The sequence below is a fragment of the Paenibacillus sp. FSL K6-1558 genome, from assembly GCF_038002565.1.
Lineage (GTDB): Bacteria > Bacillota > Bacilli > Paenibacillales > Paenibacillaceae > Paenibacillus > Paenibacillus polysaccharolyticus.
The window spans coordinates 685020-701330 of the sequence record NZ_JBBOCV010000001.1 but is presented as its reverse complement, the minus strand read 5'-3'; the positions used below and the strand labels follow the sequence as shown (position 1 = coordinate 701330).

At 40.6% G+C, this 16311-nt stretch carries 12 protein-coding genes; 1 reads left to right on the top strand and 11 read right to left on the bottom strand.

Annotated elements, in window-relative coordinates:
* Positions 1–78: 78 nt before the first annotated feature.
* On the bottom strand, positions 79–1587 hold the full coding sequence (locus MHI38_RS02790; protein ID WP_341180921.1) for an MFS transporter: 1509 nt from the start codon (positions 1585–1587) through the stop codon (positions 79–81).
* Positions 1588–1718: 131 nt separating this feature from the next.
* Between MHI38_RS02790 and MHI38_RS02785 the strand changes: the two genes are divergently transcribed.
* Positions 1719–2540 (top strand): MerR family transcriptional regulator, encoded by an 822-nt coding sequence (locus MHI38_RS02785; RefSeq protein WP_186812408.1) that lies wholly within the window; start codon positions 1719–1721, stop codon positions 2538–2540.
* A 91-nt stretch (positions 2541–2631) separates the two neighbouring features.
* Here MHI38_RS02785 and MHI38_RS02780 read toward each other — a convergent pair whose 3' ends face one another.
* The 10 genes from MHI38_RS02780 to MHI38_RS02735 all read right to left on the bottom strand — a co-directional run bounded on the left by MHI38_RS02780 (position 2632) and on the right by MHI38_RS02735 (position 16303).
* Positions 2632–4266, bottom strand: a complete 1635-nt coding sequence (locus tag MHI38_RS02780; RefSeq protein ID WP_154985485.1) for a hypothetical protein — start codon at positions 4264–4266, stop codon at positions 2632–2634.
* On the bottom strand, positions 4250–4996 hold the full coding sequence (locus MHI38_RS02775) for an ABC transporter ATP-binding protein (protein ID WP_154985484.1): 747 nt from the start codon (positions 4994–4996) through the stop codon (positions 4250–4252). Before MHI38_RS02775 ends, MHI38_RS02780 begins: the two co-directional genes overlap by 17 nt.
* Before the next feature lie 328 nt (positions 4997–5324).
* Positions 5325–6116 carry an SDR family NAD(P)-dependent oxidoreductase gene (locus tag MHI38_RS02770; protein ID WP_154985494.1) on the bottom strand — a complete coding sequence of 264 codons (792 nt, stop codon included), beginning with the start codon at positions 6114–6116 and terminating at the stop codon, positions 5325–5327.
* A complete protein-coding gene (locus MHI38_RS02765; RefSeq protein ID WP_341180920.1) occupies positions 6097–7155 on the bottom strand; it encodes an AraC family transcriptional regulator in 1059 nt (352 codons plus the stop codon). The genes MHI38_RS02770 and MHI38_RS02765 overlap by 20 nt, the downstream gene beginning before the upstream one ends.
* A gap of 270 nt (positions 7156–7425) precedes the next feature.
* Positions 7426–8226 carry a class I SAM-dependent DNA methyltransferase gene (locus MHI38_RS02760; protein ID WP_154889518.1) on the bottom strand — a complete coding sequence of 267 codons (801 nt, stop codon included), beginning with the start codon at positions 8224–8226 and terminating at the stop codon, positions 7426–7428.
* Positions 8227–8237: 11 nt separating this feature from the next.
* A complete protein-coding gene (locus tag MHI38_RS02755) occupies positions 8238–8774 on the bottom strand; it encodes an NAD(P)H-dependent oxidoreductase (RefSeq protein WP_154888738.1) in 537 nt (178 codons plus the stop codon).
* A gap of 41 nt (positions 8775–8815) precedes the next feature.
* A complete protein-coding gene (locus MHI38_RS02750; RefSeq protein WP_154888740.1) occupies positions 8816–9484 on the bottom strand; it encodes a tetratricopeptide repeat protein in 669 nt (222 codons plus the stop codon).
* Positions 9453–11372, bottom strand: a complete 1920-nt coding sequence (locus tag MHI38_RS02745) for a hypothetical protein (protein WP_341180919.1) — start codon at positions 11370–11372, stop codon at positions 9453–9455. Before MHI38_RS02745 ends, MHI38_RS02750 begins: the two co-directional genes overlap by 32 nt.
* On the bottom strand, positions 11356–13794 hold the full coding sequence (locus MHI38_RS02740; protein WP_154888745.1) for a lantibiotic dehydratase: 2439 nt from the start codon (positions 13792–13794) through the stop codon (positions 11356–11358). The genes MHI38_RS02745 and MHI38_RS02740 overlap by 17 nt, the downstream gene beginning before the upstream one ends.
* A complete protein-coding gene (locus MHI38_RS02735; protein WP_186809644.1) occupies positions 13766–16303 on the bottom strand; it encodes a lantibiotic dehydratase in 2538 nt (845 codons plus the stop codon). The genes MHI38_RS02740 and MHI38_RS02735 overlap by 29 nt, the downstream gene beginning before the upstream one ends.
* Between the last annotated feature and the right edge of the window lie 8 nt (positions 16304–16311).

The following is a 16311-nucleotide window of genomic DNA, read 5'->3' as shown; positions in this document are numbered from 1 at the left end:
ACTTCAGACCTGCACGCACAGGTTTTTACTTGCTTATGATGATTCTGGACAGCATTCAGAGTCTGTTTCCGACTCACCTTATCTCAAGCGCCGCGGTTCTTCTACTTTTTTCATTGATCGTGATCCAATCCATAACATGCTTAATGAAGCAACTACCAATAACACAATAAGGGCTACAATAACAGCAAAAAAGGACTGAACAAACGCAAATCGCGCGGCCTGTTTCAATGTTTCCGAGGCTGTTCCAGGCAGCCCTTCTGCTACGATTAAAGCTTCATCCAAACTATCTTTCACATTTACTGGAACAGTCAATCCTGTTGGGATTTTCATGGTTAATGTGTACACAAGACCTGATAGACTGCCGATTATGGCTATTCCTGTAGCTCCACCAACTTCATATCCCACACTTTCCATCGATGCAGCCATACCTGCTTTTTCATACGGAGCACTACTCATTATAGAATGAGATGCTACCGTCATCCCGCCACCTAAGCCTGCTCCAAAAATGGCTAGTCCAAATACCTGACCAGCAATGCCCGAATCAAATTGTACAAGATAGATTCCCAATCCTGCTGCTGTAAGGAATAGAACAGCACCCTTGATATAAATAACATTGAAGCGATTCAAGAGCATTCCGGTCACTGGAGCTGCAATGACAGATGCAAAAGGGATCGTTAACGTATATACTCCGGCTAGTAGTGGGCTGAAACCTTCTATTAATTGAAGGCGTTGCGTCACAATATATTGGATTCCCGTCATAGCAAATAAACCTACCAATGCCGTAATAAATCCTGTGGTAAACAGAGGTATCTTAAATAATGAAAGGTCAATAAGTGGGTCAGAACTTCTGTTTTGACGACATATAAAGATAACAAGTGCTACAATGCCGACAGCAGCTCCGATTACTGCAAAAGTTACCGAACCTTCGCGGCGAGTAAACTCCTTGATCGCATAAATTAGAGTCACCAAGGCAATCATAATTTGGATTGAACTGGTTAAGTCAAATTTTTTACTTCTATTCCCTTCATGTTTAGGAACGATCAGTATGGTTAGTGCAAATGCTAGTATTGCAATCGGTAAATTAATTAAGAATACAGATCCCCACGAGAAATACTCGAGAAGAAGTCCACCAACAATGGGTCCAAGTCCTGCACCTCCTGAGGCAACAGCACCCCAAATACCAATAGCCAAGCCTAACTCACGCGGATCTGTAAACGTAACTCTGACGATTGCCATGGTAGCAGGCATCATAATCGATGCTCCGACAGCAAGAAGTACCCTTGCCGCGATCAAAACATAGGGGTTGGGAGCAAAAGCCGCAGTAAGTGAAGCGATTGAAAATATAATCAAACCTATTAAGAAAACCCGTTTATAACCCAGGCGGTCTCCTAATGTCCCCATTGCGGGAAGCAAACCCGCCATAACAAGTGAGTAACCATTTAATATCCATAATTTTTGTGAAGCAGTCGCACCTAATTCATGTGTTAACGTTGGCATAGCCGTGTAAAGAATGGTCATATCCATGACGATGAGTAAGAGTGCACTGGATACAATGATTAAAATCATCCAGCGTTTGAATGTTGACATAAGTAATCTTCCTCCGTACGAATTATTTTAAACTTTTAACATATTGAACTATAATGTATAGGGTAACCCTATAGTCAACAAACATTTTCAGCGAATTTAATACATAGCTATAGAGGCATGGAGGATAGAAAATGTCGAATATATCAAACGAATATTTCACAACCAGTGAACTAGCTAAAACTTGCGGAGTGACTAAACATACCCTTTTTCATTATGATGATATTGGACTGTTAAAACCTGAATTTGTCAATTCTAAAGGCTACCGTTATTATTCCGTTCAACAATGTCTTGTACTTGATTTGATTATTGTGCTCAAAAAAGCCGGGAGTTCACTAGAGGAAATCAAGGTGTTTCTCCAGAAGCAAAATACGCCTCTATTAATCAATATGTTAAAAGAAAAACAGGTGGAGTTGGAAAGAGAAAAACGTAGAATTACTCAGATGCAAAATATTTTGACAAGTGCCATCAAGATGACAGAGGAAGCAACAGTAGAGTTACGAAACGCACCAATGATTCTAGAATGCCTAGAGGAATATTTTATAACTACCCAACTGGATATAGGTGATGGTGATAAGGAGTTTGCCAAAAAATTAACCGAACATCGAGACTTTTGTGAAACACACTATATCGATCATGAATTTGCGATTTGGACGATTATAAGTAAAGACCGATTTGAATCCGGGGGCTATTATCCTGAATACATAGCTAACCAAATAAAGACCTCCATTCCTGAAGAAAAGATGTTAATCAAACCTGCAGGTTTATATGCAGTTATAGATCACAAAGGATCATACGATAGCATGCCGCAAACGTATTCTGTCATTAAAAATTTCATTGCACGTAAAGGAATGTATATAAGCGGAGATGTATATGCATTGGAACTGCACACCTATTGGACAGAAAAGAATCCAGACGACTATAAAATAAGGATATTTGTTCAGGTATCACATTGATCTCTTCCTCATTTGCATGCCAGATGAATAACAAAATCCCCCCTTCTTTTTCAAAGGGAGGATTAATGTTAAACGTTTAATATGTTCACTCTCATTTGACTCTAAAATGGTGATGAGCATATTTGCTGACAAGAGGTACAGCACTGAATAGATAACCTACCGTCAACACGATTATGGCAGCAGTTAACAACCAGAGTGCAGTCCCTAGAAAGATCGCGACAACAATACTTAATGAGATAAGAGTGTTCATGATTGTAAAAAGAGGATGATTCGTATCCAACTCGGCTGTGTAGGGCTGGAGCACATAGTACAACAATAGATGATGTACTGAGAAAAAAACAGCCAGCGTAATGATTAAAATCCAGATAGCAAGAAGTGAATCTATATTCCGTCCCTCACTTAATATGAGTACAGGCACACTTGTGACAGCCGCAAAACACAAGCCTAATTTTAAATTGGTGCTTAATATATATTTAAACCTCAAAAGGGAATGCTGTTTCGCATCCTTACGGTAAAATGCATAACGCATAAGTGGTATATCGCAATGATAGAATAACATTTTACAGATTTGACTACCTACCGTCAGACTTAGCATGGCTAGAATGAGTAAAGGCGTAAATCTTTCTACTTCATTCAGCGAAATATGATCTTTGAAAATGAATGCCAAGCAAGATAACAATAAACCAATGATCATAATAGCGATTAAACGTCTGTGGAACGGTGCGAGAAGGAGATTCGAGTGCCTCTTAACAAATAAATCATGCATCTGCTCGTATCCCTTTTTGTTTACGGTGTTCTGGACGCTCTGCTCAATGACATGGAGGTTAGTGGATGAAGGCTGGCTAAGATCGCTCCCCTTCGACTGGATCATTCTTTGTTGAAGATCAGCGATCATGAGTTCTGTGTTCAACAGCGGATCAGCATTATTTGTTACTGCGCGCACTGCGGCTGCATATTCCGTATGTTTGAGCAAAATATACCCGGCGACAGTTCCTGACAACACGATGATGGTCACAAACCAACGTTGATCCAATATCGTAGCCCCAAATAAAGGAATGCTCCATTGGGTTAAAGGAAGGTAAGCGAGAGCAAGTGCGATTAACATTGTTAAACTCGTAGCCCACGTTTTCTGTATGAGAACAATGCCTTTCTGCTGAAATATTGCCAAATGTAAAAATTCGCATAAGACTCTCCAACAAGTCATGATTCCGACGACCAGCAATACATGGCTGATCGAAAAATTGAAAAATAAGGAGACCAGCGTAAAGGCTATCCCTTGATACAAGAAAAATGTGGTATACCTGTGAAACAGTATAGCCCGCATAAATCGAGTTGGCGCTATTCGCATAAGCTTGATCGCAGTATACTTCATCTTATTTGTTTCCAGCACTTTCGCACCCGTTACTGCACCCATCACTCCACTAATGCAAAAATACATGTGAAGAGCGAGTACAAATCGATCCGTATAATGATCTTCCGTCCATAAAAGTATGGGCAATGCGAGCATTCCGCAGAAGTAGATTAAACTTTCTAATAAACCAGCGCCAAACATTAGAACTACTGCGACTGCACCTAATGTGCGTTTCGCCCGGAAAGCAGCATATGTTTGGTCACTAATGAGAGGGCCTACCACCGGTAACCTTTGCATGAAATATATTAAACGGTTGACTAGCGTGATCACCTGCAACTGCCACATGAGAGAAACTGTATTAAAGATTCCCTGCATCGGCATTCTCCTTCTGGCTACCCTCTTCGCCTTCATGTCGCAATAACTCAATAATCTGTGCTTCAAAGTCGGGTTGAGTGAGAATATCAGGTGAAATCCGAGTCAAACTCCCTTGATTTAAAATAACTAACTCGTCGCACAGATCCGTTGCCAGTTGCAGTATGTGAGTTGAAAAAATCAGGATATGGTCCCTTTTCAGATCACGCAGCAGTTGTTTCATCTCGCTCGCAACAATGACGTCAAAGGAAGTGAGCGGTTCGTCCAGTAGAATCACAGCGGGTTTCATCAGTAAGAATAGCATCGTTTGAACTTTATTTTTCATTCCGTGTGAATACTGTTTAATGAGTTTGTGACGGTCTTCTAATGTCATGTGCATCATATCGAATAAGTCATCAATATTGTTTCCTCGCCCTTCGATTACATCAGCGTTAACATCTATAAAAAATCGTACAAACTCATATCCCGTCAGAAATTCTGGCAACATAGGCAGTGAATAAACATAACCTACATCATCTACCTCTAAGTGCCGCGATGTCGCATCGTTAACTAGTTCCATTGCGCCGCCATCCACCTGAATCTCGCCACCTAGGCAATTGAATAATGTTGTTTTTCCAGCGCCATTTCGACCAAGAAGGCCATAGATTTTTCCTTTTTCAAATTGAAAGTTTAGATCGTTTAAAACATTTTTCTCACCAAAACTCTTCCTTACATTCTGTAATACCAGTTTCATTAATTAGCTCCTCGCTTTCAAAACCCTTATTTTCGTCCATATACAAATTGATTAATTGTTTAGTTTTCATACTTATCAATCCCTTCAAATTATTTTCATAAAAGGATAGCCATTCACATCCATTTAGAAGGTAAATCGTCTTAATGGAACCCAGTAGATAATCTTGGAAAATTAGACAATTACTTAATCTTGTATTCGATCTTGATTTATAATATTCCTTGTTGTATCTGCAAATAAAAGAAAACGAACTATCGAATGATAGTCCGCTTATGCAAGTTATTGAATTACTAGTTCCTGTCCATGTAAACCACTTATGGCTGTAACTTCATTAGTAAATGGTTGGAACCATTCCTCCATCCATACGAATCGGTGAACCTTTAAATGGCGCTGCATAAGGGCTGCATACAAATGTTGCTAGTCTTCCGATCTCGCTTGGTCTGATGAAACGCTGCAACTCGGATTGGGGAAGATTGGCCGCCATGAACTTTTGTTCTTTCTCATCAAAGGTCAGACTCTCATCCTGGATGACACTCTCTATGATCTGCTCTACATTCTCCGAAAGGGTTGGTCCAGGCATGATCGTATTGACCGTTACTTCCGTACCTTTTGTCCATTGGCTTAGACTCTTCGATAAAGAGAGTAGCATGGATTTGGTTACAGCATATTGCGGCATATGTCCAGGCATCACAGCTTCTTCACTCGCGATAAAGATGACCCTTCCGAAGCCGCTGTCCAGCATGATTGGTAAATAAAACTTGGTCAGTGCGTTTGCGGAAAGAACGTTTGTCTGAATATATTTTTCCCATACAGCGTCGTCTACATCATAATAGGACATGATTTCGTAAATCCCGGCATTGTTGATCAAAATATCAACCTGTGGGAACGTTTTGAACAAAGCTTCACGTTCATCGGCGTTGACGATATCGGCAGCCGCGTTTTGAGGAGAAGTGTTCGGATAGGCAGATTTGATCTCGCGAACGACTCGTTCTACCTCTTCAGCACATCGTCCATTGATAAGTACGTTGACACCTTCTTGGGCTAACTCTATAGCAATCGCTCTACCGATTCCTTTGGTGGAGCCTGTCACCAATGCTGTTTTATTATTTAATCCCATATCCATAAACCATTTCTCCATTTCTGTCTAGTTTGGCGTATCTCTCCGCATGTTCGCTTCGCCAATTGGCAGGTGTATCTCCTTCCCAAGCACGAAATACACGGTAAAATGAATTCTGATCTTCATATCCGATCAGGAATGCGACTTCCTTGATATCAAGCGATAAGTCTGCCAGGTACATCCGTGCTTGTTCATGCCTTGCCTGGGTGAGCAGATGTACGAAACTTGTTTTCTCATCCGTTAATCGGCGCTGTAAAGTGCGGTCACTCATGCCCAATTCCTTAGCGATAGTCTGTACTTCTGGACGTCCGGCGCTTAAGCTACGCTTCATGATCCATTTGACCATGTCCGACATGGAACGATTTACTTTGTATTCATGTAGCGTATGATCCAGTGCAGGGCTCAAAATCTCAATTAACTCTTCATTGTAGGTGAGGAAAGAAAGATCCAGGTCTTTTCGATGTAACGTCAACCGATTTCTACTGCCATTTGTCCGGACTGGGCAACCAAAATAAGCTTCGAGAGCTTTTTCATCTCCCATCGGTTGAGTAAATTCTACCGCACTTGCAATAAGAGGCCGTCCTGTTCCCTTCCGTCCCAATTCAAGCAGGAATGCTAATGTGATGCCGACCAGTAATGGCGGACAAGTCTGATCGGTGATGATCCACTCCAGATCAATTGTAAAACTCTCCCCCGCATCAACCATCTTTAATCTTTCGGGAGGACAAAGTTGTTTATACCTGGCCATCCGATGCAATGCATCGCGATAATTACGGGCATGATAAGTGGCTAATATCGGCGGTGGATACTTCGTTACTTCATAAACGGTTGCAAGATTGATGAGCCCTTGGGCAATATCGTCTGAAAGGTCAGAATACGCTTGCCAAATAGCATAATATTGAGCGGTATTTACCGTCGTTTCGGAAATGACGGTAAGCGGTAATCCGGCTTTACGAGCTAGATCATATGAGGCAATCCCTAACTGACGCAGTCCTTCCCAGAGACCTTGTGGCATTTTGATACGGTTATAGGAATGGGATGACATTCATTTGTACCTCCTTCTGTTGACTGACACACTCGAATGACAAACCTCCCTCGTCTTCGCTGACTCATGAATATGATGATACCCTTAACTTTCTGATATGTAACTAGCACAGGGTGACAACAGACCAACAAATTACGCCATTTTCTAAACCATATTCAGGTCATGCTACAATCCTTTCTTCGAATATCCTTCCGTGTATTTTAGCTCTATGGAAAACTGTCCCCATTAACATAAAAAGTCGCTAAATTAGCGACTTAAATGAGAGTGTTTTTAATTCCTCGACATGTGTGCTTTCATATTATCAGAAGATTCGTTCTTTTGCGCAACAATAAAAACACGGTCCTCTTCTTCCGGGGTTTCAATAGGAGCGGATAAGTCTTTCATTTTGGAAAAGTGGACTTGGTTCCATCCCACTTCTAGAAGAGAGGCCTTTACTTCATCTAACCTAAAACAGGTATTGGTGATTGAATGTACAAATCTGTCGTAATCCCCATTTTGGTTTTTAGAAAAACCTGTCATATTTGTAACGGCTCTTAAATTCATTTCGTCATAGAAACTTCTAGATACAATCATGGATTCCTCATTGTCCTCAATCACGATATTGGTCCATCCTTTAAGACCTTTATTGGTATTCAGATCAAAAATAAAGATCCCGTGATCATCGGTCACGTTATAAACGGAACGAAAGCATCTCTTTAAGGCATGCATATCAGGTAAATGGTTAAGGGCATCGAATGTTGAAACAATGAGACCAAATTTCTGCTCCAACTTGAAATCAGTTGCATCTGCCTGTACAAATGCAGCCTGTCCTGTCTCAACATATCTAGAATTGTTTCGCTTTGCGTAATTCAACATCCCTGAGGAAAGATCTATACCCGTTACTTGAAATTCTTTTTTTAGAAAATAATGAGCTAAGTGCCCTGTTCCGCAACATAAATCAAGAACGTAATTGTTATCAAGGTGTATTGCCTGTTCAACGTAATATTTCCAAATTCTTGGCGCTGCTTGAAGAGCGAAGTTTGACCATTTTTTATTATATAATCCGGCAAATACATGACCATACGTTTCCATGTTCATCACACTCACGATCTATGTTGGAGTCGATAGGAGACCTCTTGTAACAAACCTAAGAGGACGCTTTTAAACTGTGATTGAGCTTCTTCGCTTAATTCGTTATTCTCTGACAACTCTTTTTCACACACAGAGATTTGCTGAGGAATAACGTGAGCATGTAAAGAACGAAATATTAAGCGCATCGAGTTCAGGGTGTTGATGCCTGATCTCATTCCGCCTGAAGTTGACATTAGTGCGATGGTTTTATTTTTAAATCCTGATCCATCTTGGTAGTCCAGTAAGTTTTTCAGTGCGCCAGAGTACCCTCCATGATACTCTGGCGAAGAAATAATGAAAGCATCAGCCGCCTTTATTTTCTCTGAAACGATATTCATCTCTTCTGTTAGAGGTACTACTGGGCTGTATAAAGGAAAGTTCGAATCACATACACAAATGATCTCTGTATCGTGTCCTTTCTTCTGCAGCGTTCGACTTGCCATGTTTAACAGTTTTTTTCCTAGCGAATTTGGATTCATACTTCCATTAATCAGAACAATTTTAGCCATATCGCTCCTCCTATTTCTACTAAAAAGGTTTTAATTGTTTTTTAATTGGTATTTTTCAATTGTTCTAACCTGCTATTCATTTTTACAATCCATGACTTAACCTCCGTGTCGGCATGTAAACCGTAAGATTCTTGCAAGGCTCCTAAAGCCTTGGGATATTTTTTTAACTTCATATAACTTATCCCGAGCAATCGCCAGCCATAAGCATCTTGGGGATGTTCTTTCAAGTAAGGGGTAAGCCATAAGCATGCTTCTTGTTCTTTCTTAGTACGAATATACAGTAGCGCCAGTTCAGTTATTGCCCATTTTTTATGGACGCTATCTACATAATTGAGATATAACTGCTCCAGATCGTTCGTTCTATTTTGTTTTTTCAGAATTTGTGAATACAACGTAGCGTATTCCAAGTGATCAGGGTGCAATCGGCAAAGCGCAGATAAGCCAGTCGTTGCTTGCATCCATTCTTCCTTCGAAATAGTAGCTTGTACTAAATTATGCCACGCCTTAGAATGACTTGGGTCTTTAAGAACGACATTGTTCCACAGTTGTGTTGCTTTGAATAGGTGGCCGTGAGCAAAATATACATTTCCAAGATGATAAAGGGAATTTGTATCCCTTCTCCAAAAGTAAACAGAGCGCCAAAAGAAAGATAGGATATAATAGGTCACTTTGGATCCCTTATGAGGAGATCGTTGCTCCAGTTTCTTCAACCAATATTCCCCCCGTGTATAACTTAAGTAATAACTTTCTTACGGAGGCCTCCTGCTTTTCTGGAAACTTGTTCAATAAATTGCCTATTGTGATTGGATTTTTGCATTGTGTAAGAACGGTGACGATAGCTGGAGAGATCGTGATAAAGCTATCTTTTTTACAATCATACAGTATACGTGTTTCCTTTCTCTCAATGGCTACGCTAGCGTACTCCTTCTCCTTACCTGGAACAGTTGGTTGCATACTTTTTTCTAATTCCGATAGAGAGTAAGGTAAGGTGTACATTTTACATGAAGGTGAGAGCGACACTACTAAATCCTGCTTCAACACGGGTTCAGCTTCTGAATCCGCTTTTCGAGGTGGATCTAAGAAGAGCTCCGTATCATCTACAGCCAGCACATCACGAGGAAAGTCGTATCTTTCCTTATGTTGAAGCTCCCCTACTAGTGAAGAGGCAAAGCTAAGAAAATGTTTACTGTCCCAACCCGTTTCCGTTCGGAAAGGATAACTCCGTTGCAAATCTTTCTCCGGGTTTTTCTCAGCGATCCGCTCGATTCCGTATTCCTTGGATTTATTCCAAAAGCTGCTACCCTCATAAAGACGGAAAATTTTGAAACGAATATAACGATCTGTCCATTCGGAATGTTCTTTCAGAAAGGATATAAATTCTGTAAATCCTTTCGGAGAAGTCAGCGGATAACCTAGAACGACAGAATGGTACACCGGAAGTTGTTGAGACCTGCATGCTTGCCAAGTTTGAAGCATCTTTTGCTTGACCTGTTCAACGTTATCACTTTCAAGCCAACCCTTGATCTCCCAGTGGACCCACCGTAGCCCTCTACTCTTTAGCCATATCAATTCATCCTCTTTCAAGGATTGATCGAATTTGAGATAGATCCCCCAAGGGACTTCAGTATGTGATTTTTCCAAGCGTTCTCCAAAGTGTAGAGCTTCTTTCAAAGTCGTAGGTTCATACAAATACAGGCGTTTATCCGCTAAGTGCTTGCTCTCGGTTAACCAGGAGAAAAATGAATCGTCTTGCATCCAGTTCTTCTGTACTCGAACATCTCGGTATGGAGTCCAATATTCAGCTGACTCTAATTCCCCGAATCCCCAGCTGACGTCATGCTTAGAGCTTTGATGCAAAATGAAGTCTTGAGGATGTCTAACAGCTATAACCTGGGCTAGATTCATCGGAGGATTGCTGATTAAAGCTCTCCCAAAATCCGAAAAAAACGGGCCAGCCCAGGAAATCGACGCATTTGTATTCTTTTCACGAATAAGGGCTGACAGCGTGTACGCTGAAACGATTTGTTGATCTGACTCGATCCAAATGATCCATTCTCTCTCTTCGGTTTCTATAATGGATTTCAGGAATGGCTTAAAGGGATTTGTTTTCTCGTCAGTAACGCTCTTCTCCAGTTGCGCTGTACTTTCAGTGGAATACAGTAAATTAATATCATTCATTGCTAATTGAGTTGGGAGATAAGGCAGTTGAAAAAGCTCTATTGCATACCGGATCAGATTTCTTGCCTCTTCTCGTTCGCGTACACCGCATTTTGTCTTCATCGCTTGTACCGCTTCAGGAAGGTTTTTTTCTATGAGGTCCCTTCTCAAAAAGGCCCTAATCAAACCTCTCACATACTCTTGATCTTCTGGTTGAATTTCGTTTCGAACATGCAGGTGATCCCATTCAGATTCAAGTTGTTGATACCGTTCTTTTACCGCATCTGAATCTACGACATCGTTCCAAAACAAAAGATTGGCGTCTACAAATTCAATCTCCGTATAAGAAGCTTGTACAGAAGAGATACAGGACGTTAACAAAAAAGGAATTTCGGAGGGATCTTTCAAAGGTGGATAGATTACTTTAATCGGAAGAGTCATGCCCATTTCCCCTTTCAACAAAGCAGCTTATTCTTAGTTCGGCTGTATGATGTTGCTCGTGACCTTTGGTTAGCCACGTTTCGTTCAGACCGGGTAACATTTCACTTAGAGTACATTCCTCGTCAGTCCAGAATGCATTCCACATTTCCAGAAGAAAGTAGTTCTCAAAATCAATATAAAATGGCTTAGGCTGATTCGCCGTTTTAACGAATGCTTCTTTGGGGAGTCCGTTTACCAAATGAAATTTAAAAGCAGCATAAAAAAGTTCACTGGAAGAGCCTTTATATACTCCATCCCAGAAATTTTCCTTTTTGATCTGCCATTTAGCTCTTTGCACAACTACTTCCCCCATCATCAATCTTGGAGTGAATGAGCCTGTGTTAATAACAAATGGCACCGCTTTAGGTAAAGCGAAGAACGAATGTACCATCGTGTGAAGTTCACCGTTATAAATACGATACATGCCATCGTCCTCTGGAAGAGATATAGCAACACCGTTGTCTAAACATTGCACCTTCGCTTGAGCCAGGGGAATTTTTTGATTTGGGCTATTCGATATGCTGCTCATTTGTGCGGTTATGCCAGGATATTCGAAGGGTACAATTTTAAATCGTTTATTGGATAACAGATTCAACATAGGTTGATTCATTGTGCTGCTTTTAATCTTTTTTTCTAATTGTGCTGTTAGATTTTCTTCATCATTATGAAATTGCAATGCCCATCCCCATATCATAACGGTATCGTGAATTTCTCCGAGTATAACTTGATAAGTACCATCGTTCTTTTTGGCTAGCATCAGGTCGGGAGAGTTAATCCAGCCGAGGTCTGAATCAAATTCATAGGGTGAATCGTTAGGAAGCTCAACAACAAAGTCATTGCTCTTTTGAACAAAGGATTGCACGTGCTGCTCTGTATCCGTTTGTATGTTTTGCCATCGATTTTCCCAGATCTGAGCTTCAGGATGCTGAGTAACATCCTGTATAAATTTCAGATAAGGTACTTCTTTTGCTGACGGATATAGGGCGGTAAATATCTCTTTCGCCAGTTTTTGCTGTTTCTCATACTTTTCTTGGCCATGTTTAGCGCAGAGATTGAGCCATTTAGGTACGCTTTCCCGAATAACCGCTTCAATGGTGCCACCTATCTGTAATTCATCTAATGGACCGTGGCTTTCTTCATACAAAAGAGTACGGTCTGCATATATAGCACCACCACTTCTTCGAGGATTCTCCCCTGTCCATTCCGTGAAAGACTGCTCCAGTTGGGTCAATGCATTCATCTTTTCTTCCAATGGAAATGAGGCATATGAATTTTTTAAATCCCAGAGCCAATTAATCCTTTGTCTCCATAAGGTTACTTCTGGATGTGTGGGTAAGACTGGATTGTTCAGCCACTCTCTTAAACTGCGTAGGGCATCTGGTTCCGTAATGGAAATGGGTATTTCAATGTCAACCCATTTTTTGCTTTCGAGCCTCGATAACATTGGTTCTGTTTCTTCGTACGTCCAAGGTAAATGATCCGTCAGCTCCAATATGGTTTGAAAATCATGAGAAAGCCCCTCAATCAATGGATGATAACGCTCCTGAAGTGTAATGCGTTTCCCGGAATGAGGGAAATAAAGTGTGGAGCCTTCCTTGTTAAGCAGATAAGATAATTTCACACTACAATAGGGTCTAAACACTTCTTTGACCTTCAAGACGTTGACTAAACTGGACACTGCCCAGTAGGGGAAAAAGGTTCTCCGCTCCCTTTCTTGTCCTGAAACGCTAACAGTGTATGTCACGTCTTCGTCAATATTTGTTAATTTGCCGTATTGAATAGGGCCAAAATAACTCGTGGTTTCATTTTTTGTGCAAAATCGTTGCATATAGGAAATTAATTGTCTCTCTGTCCGCTTTACATCTGCATTCCTTTTTTCTAGAGAATTCTGCAGATAGGGTAATAATGCGTTCTTATACATGGATGGGCTTTGTTGAAAAACAGCCTCTTGTAATCGCACGTTCTTAAAGATGTCCTGTAATTGACGTTGTTTTAAACAAAGTTCCTCTTTGAATACTTGATTACTTTCTTCACAGACCCTTTCCAAACGTTCAACATTTATTTGATAACGTTTTAATTCATCTAATACGTTTGAGTCTAATCCACCTGTTTCAAGGCTTGTGATGAGCTCCGGATGTATTGGTTTTCTTTTCGACATCGTTTTGCGAGCTTTTTTCCAAAAAGGAAGTACTGCGTTTGAGATGGAGTCGGCATGTTCCAATTCCTTCAATTGGGTAATACCCTGTTCTATAGCTCTCTCTATGTCATAGCGTTGATGAAACGTTTGAACGGTCTTTTCAAAGCGAAGTTGTTGTATCCATTCCACAGGAAACCCGGTTGAGCGTAAAATAAATTCAGGAAAGTGCTCCCACTTTGGAGTCACGATACCGCTCACCTCCTAATCGTTCGGATACGGATGTTCCTTTTTGAAAAACAGTTCCCCTCATCTCAAAACAGTATTTGCCCTCCTCATCTTTAAGCCACAAATGATCGGGCGAGGGTTCCATTTCAATGAAAGTTACACCTTTATTTTTTTGGAGTAAACTATGGAGCAGTTCGATCGCAAAGAAATTTTCGAAATCAAAGAAAAATGGCTTTTTCTCTGAATCTACCTTAAAAAATACATATCTTGGAAGTTGGTATTGTTCACGAAGACGTTGCATTTCAACAAAAATGCCAAACGCATCTTTGGCGTTACGCAGCCTTTCTAAAGTTGCTTCTCCGAGTTCCCAACGTTCGCGCTGAAAGATTACACCGTTAATTTCAATCCTTGGTGTATGCTCCGAAATTCGGACTACAGGCGAACTCACACGTGAGGGAGCAAAAGCCCATAAATGAATGTTCTCGTCTCCGCTATTGTATAAATAGAGCTGTCTTTGATCCTGATCTATTAATTTCAATTCCCGATCTTCATAGGTTACAACTAGATCACGAATGGACACTACGTCTTGAGCTCTTGTGGATGGTGTACCAAATAGTTTGATAATCGTGCCTGGAAAAGTTTCATGAATAAGTCCTTTGTGCCTCCTTGTATTGAGAATGACAGAGAGGTTTTGGTACATGGGCATATCGGAAATCATGTGATTAATCTCTTCATTTACCTGCTCTCTTTTCGAATCAAAGAGAAGTTGTGAACCCCACATCGCAATAAATTGGTGGACCTCACCCAAAATGATTTTGTAATCTCCTTTTGATAATGCATCTAAATCCTTAGCTGAAAACATGACATCTGGAGAAGTATGACACTCCTCAAATTTCCTGAAGCGTTTAAAATGCTCGACATCTTCAGAGGTGATGTGAGCGATTGAACCTTCCTGCCGAATTTGAACCAGTTCATCAAGCAGCGTATGAAATTGGTCTAATGCAGTAAAAGAAAGGTCAACCTTGGCTTCAGCTAATAAGGCTTGGGATTGATATATAAATTCTGAATATGGAATATGAGTTCGATTGTCTTTTATTTTTTCAAAGATACGTTGTGCAATGGTTTGGTAATAATCCCTCATTACATCACCGTAGGCGGCACTTAAATCGAGAACCGGTTTGAGCCTTTCCATAAAATCATCGTAGAAATTCTGTCCAAACGACAGCCTATCAATGGTTCCCTTACATTCTTCATAGTATAACGTTCGATCCGCATACATTTGCCCCTGGCTCCGCCGTGCCGAGGAACGAGTAACTTCTTCAAAAAGTTGTTCCATACGACCGGTGACATCTTGACGATGATCTAAATCTTTCGCTAATGCTTCTTTTTTCAAATGGATAAACTGCTCCAATATGTCGAGCCATTTTCTCTTACTGCCGTTGTTTAGCGGAAGATCCTTTAACCATGAATACAAGTAATTTAACGGATCAAAAATGGTAGAAGGAATCTCAATTTCAAAAAGAACGATGTTTCTATCAGCCAATTGTTTGATGTACCTCGTAAGTTGAGGAATACTCAGACCCAATTTTGCTGACAATTGATGCAGATTTTGCTCCTCATTCGATATTTCCTGGACAATCTTTTCGTACTTTGGAGGGAGTAAGACCTCTTTATTCAGGTGTAAAAAGAACAGTTTATTTTGTTGGAGTGTACACATCGGGTGCAGTCTGGGAATCAGAAAGTTTTGGATCTCCTGCTCTTCTGTCATACCTTTGGCGAGCTCTCTGACCATCCAGAAGGAGTAATGGATGATGCGCTCTGCGAATTTGCCCGAGTGTGCTTCATAATGCACTGGTTCATGCGATTCCATATCCCACTCTGCATAATTCATTGGTCCGAAAAAACTGGCGGTATCATTTTTCGAACAAAAACGTTGCAAATAAGAATAAAAACGCATTTCCAGTGTTCTAATTTTCGAAGGTCGACTCTCATAGTCCCGATGTGTCATAAAACGAGGATAGGAAATATTGAAAACATCCGGATTAGAGATATATACGGCTTCTGCTAAATACGGATCTTGAAATATTTTCTGAAGTTGTTGCCTATTCATCTTTAGTTCTTCAAGAAATTTATCCTCAGCCCCTCTTATAGTTTCATGGATAAGTAGATCAACATCATGCCATCTCTGCAAACCTTTACGCATAGGGTGATCCGAAGGAAAGAATTGATTCACTTCCTCCAGTTCACGGTTTCGTATCACATTTTTTGCTAGATATTTCCGAATTCGGGACAGGAGGTGTAAGATCGATTTTTGGTTCTGTTCGGCATACAGTTTGACGGACCGAGGAATGATGTCACGTAATAATTGTTCCGTTAGTAATTCTTTATCTTTGTCTAAGGAAGTGACAACGATTAACTGCTGCATAGTTTCTTTCCAGTGGAGCTGCTCTAGTATTTCAAAAGGAAACCCCGTTTTTCTGACAACCAATTTTGATACAAACGTCCAGTCCAAATTTTCGTTGATATCCATCCTGTTCA

Bases quoted from the DNA above. Each gene is read 5' to 3' on its own strand.
- MHI38_RS02790 (WP_341180921.1), bottom strand. From the start codon at position 1,587: ATGTCAACATTCAAACGCTGGATGATTTTAATCATTGTATCCAGTGCA.
- MHI38_RS02785 (WP_186812408.1), top strand. From the start codon at position 1,719: ATGTCGAATATATCAAACGAATATTTCACAACCAGTGAACTAGCTAAA.
- MHI38_RS02780 (WP_154985485.1), bottom strand. From the start codon at position 4,266: ATGCAGGGAATCTTTAATACAGTTTCTCTCATGTGGCAGTTGCAGGTG.
- MHI38_RS02775 (WP_154985484.1), bottom strand. From the start codon at position 4,996: ATGAAACTGGTATTACAGAATGTAAGGAAGAGTTTTGGTGAGAAAAAT.
- MHI38_RS02770 (WP_154985494.1), bottom strand. From the start codon at position 6,116: ATGGATATGGGATTAAATAATAAAACAGCATTGGTGACAGGCTCCACC.
- MHI38_RS02765 (WP_341180920.1), bottom strand. From the start codon at position 7,155: ATGTCATCCCATTCCTATAACCGTATCAAAATGCCACAAGGTCTCTGG.
- MHI38_RS02760 (WP_154889518.1), bottom strand. From the start codon at position 8,226: ATGGAAACGTATGGTCATGTATTTGCCGGATTATATAATAAAAAATGG.
- MHI38_RS02755 (WP_154888738.1), bottom strand. From the start codon at position 8,774: ATGGCTAAAATTGTTCTGATTAATGGAAGTATGAATCCAAATTCGCTA.
- MHI38_RS02745 (WP_341180919.1), bottom strand. From the start codon at position 11,372: ATGACTCTTCCGATTAAAGTAATCTATCCACCTTTGAAAGATCCCTCC.
- MHI38_RS02735 (WP_186809644.1), bottom strand. From the start codon at position 16,303: ATGGATATCAACGAAAATTTGGACTGGACGTTTGTATCAAAATTGGTT.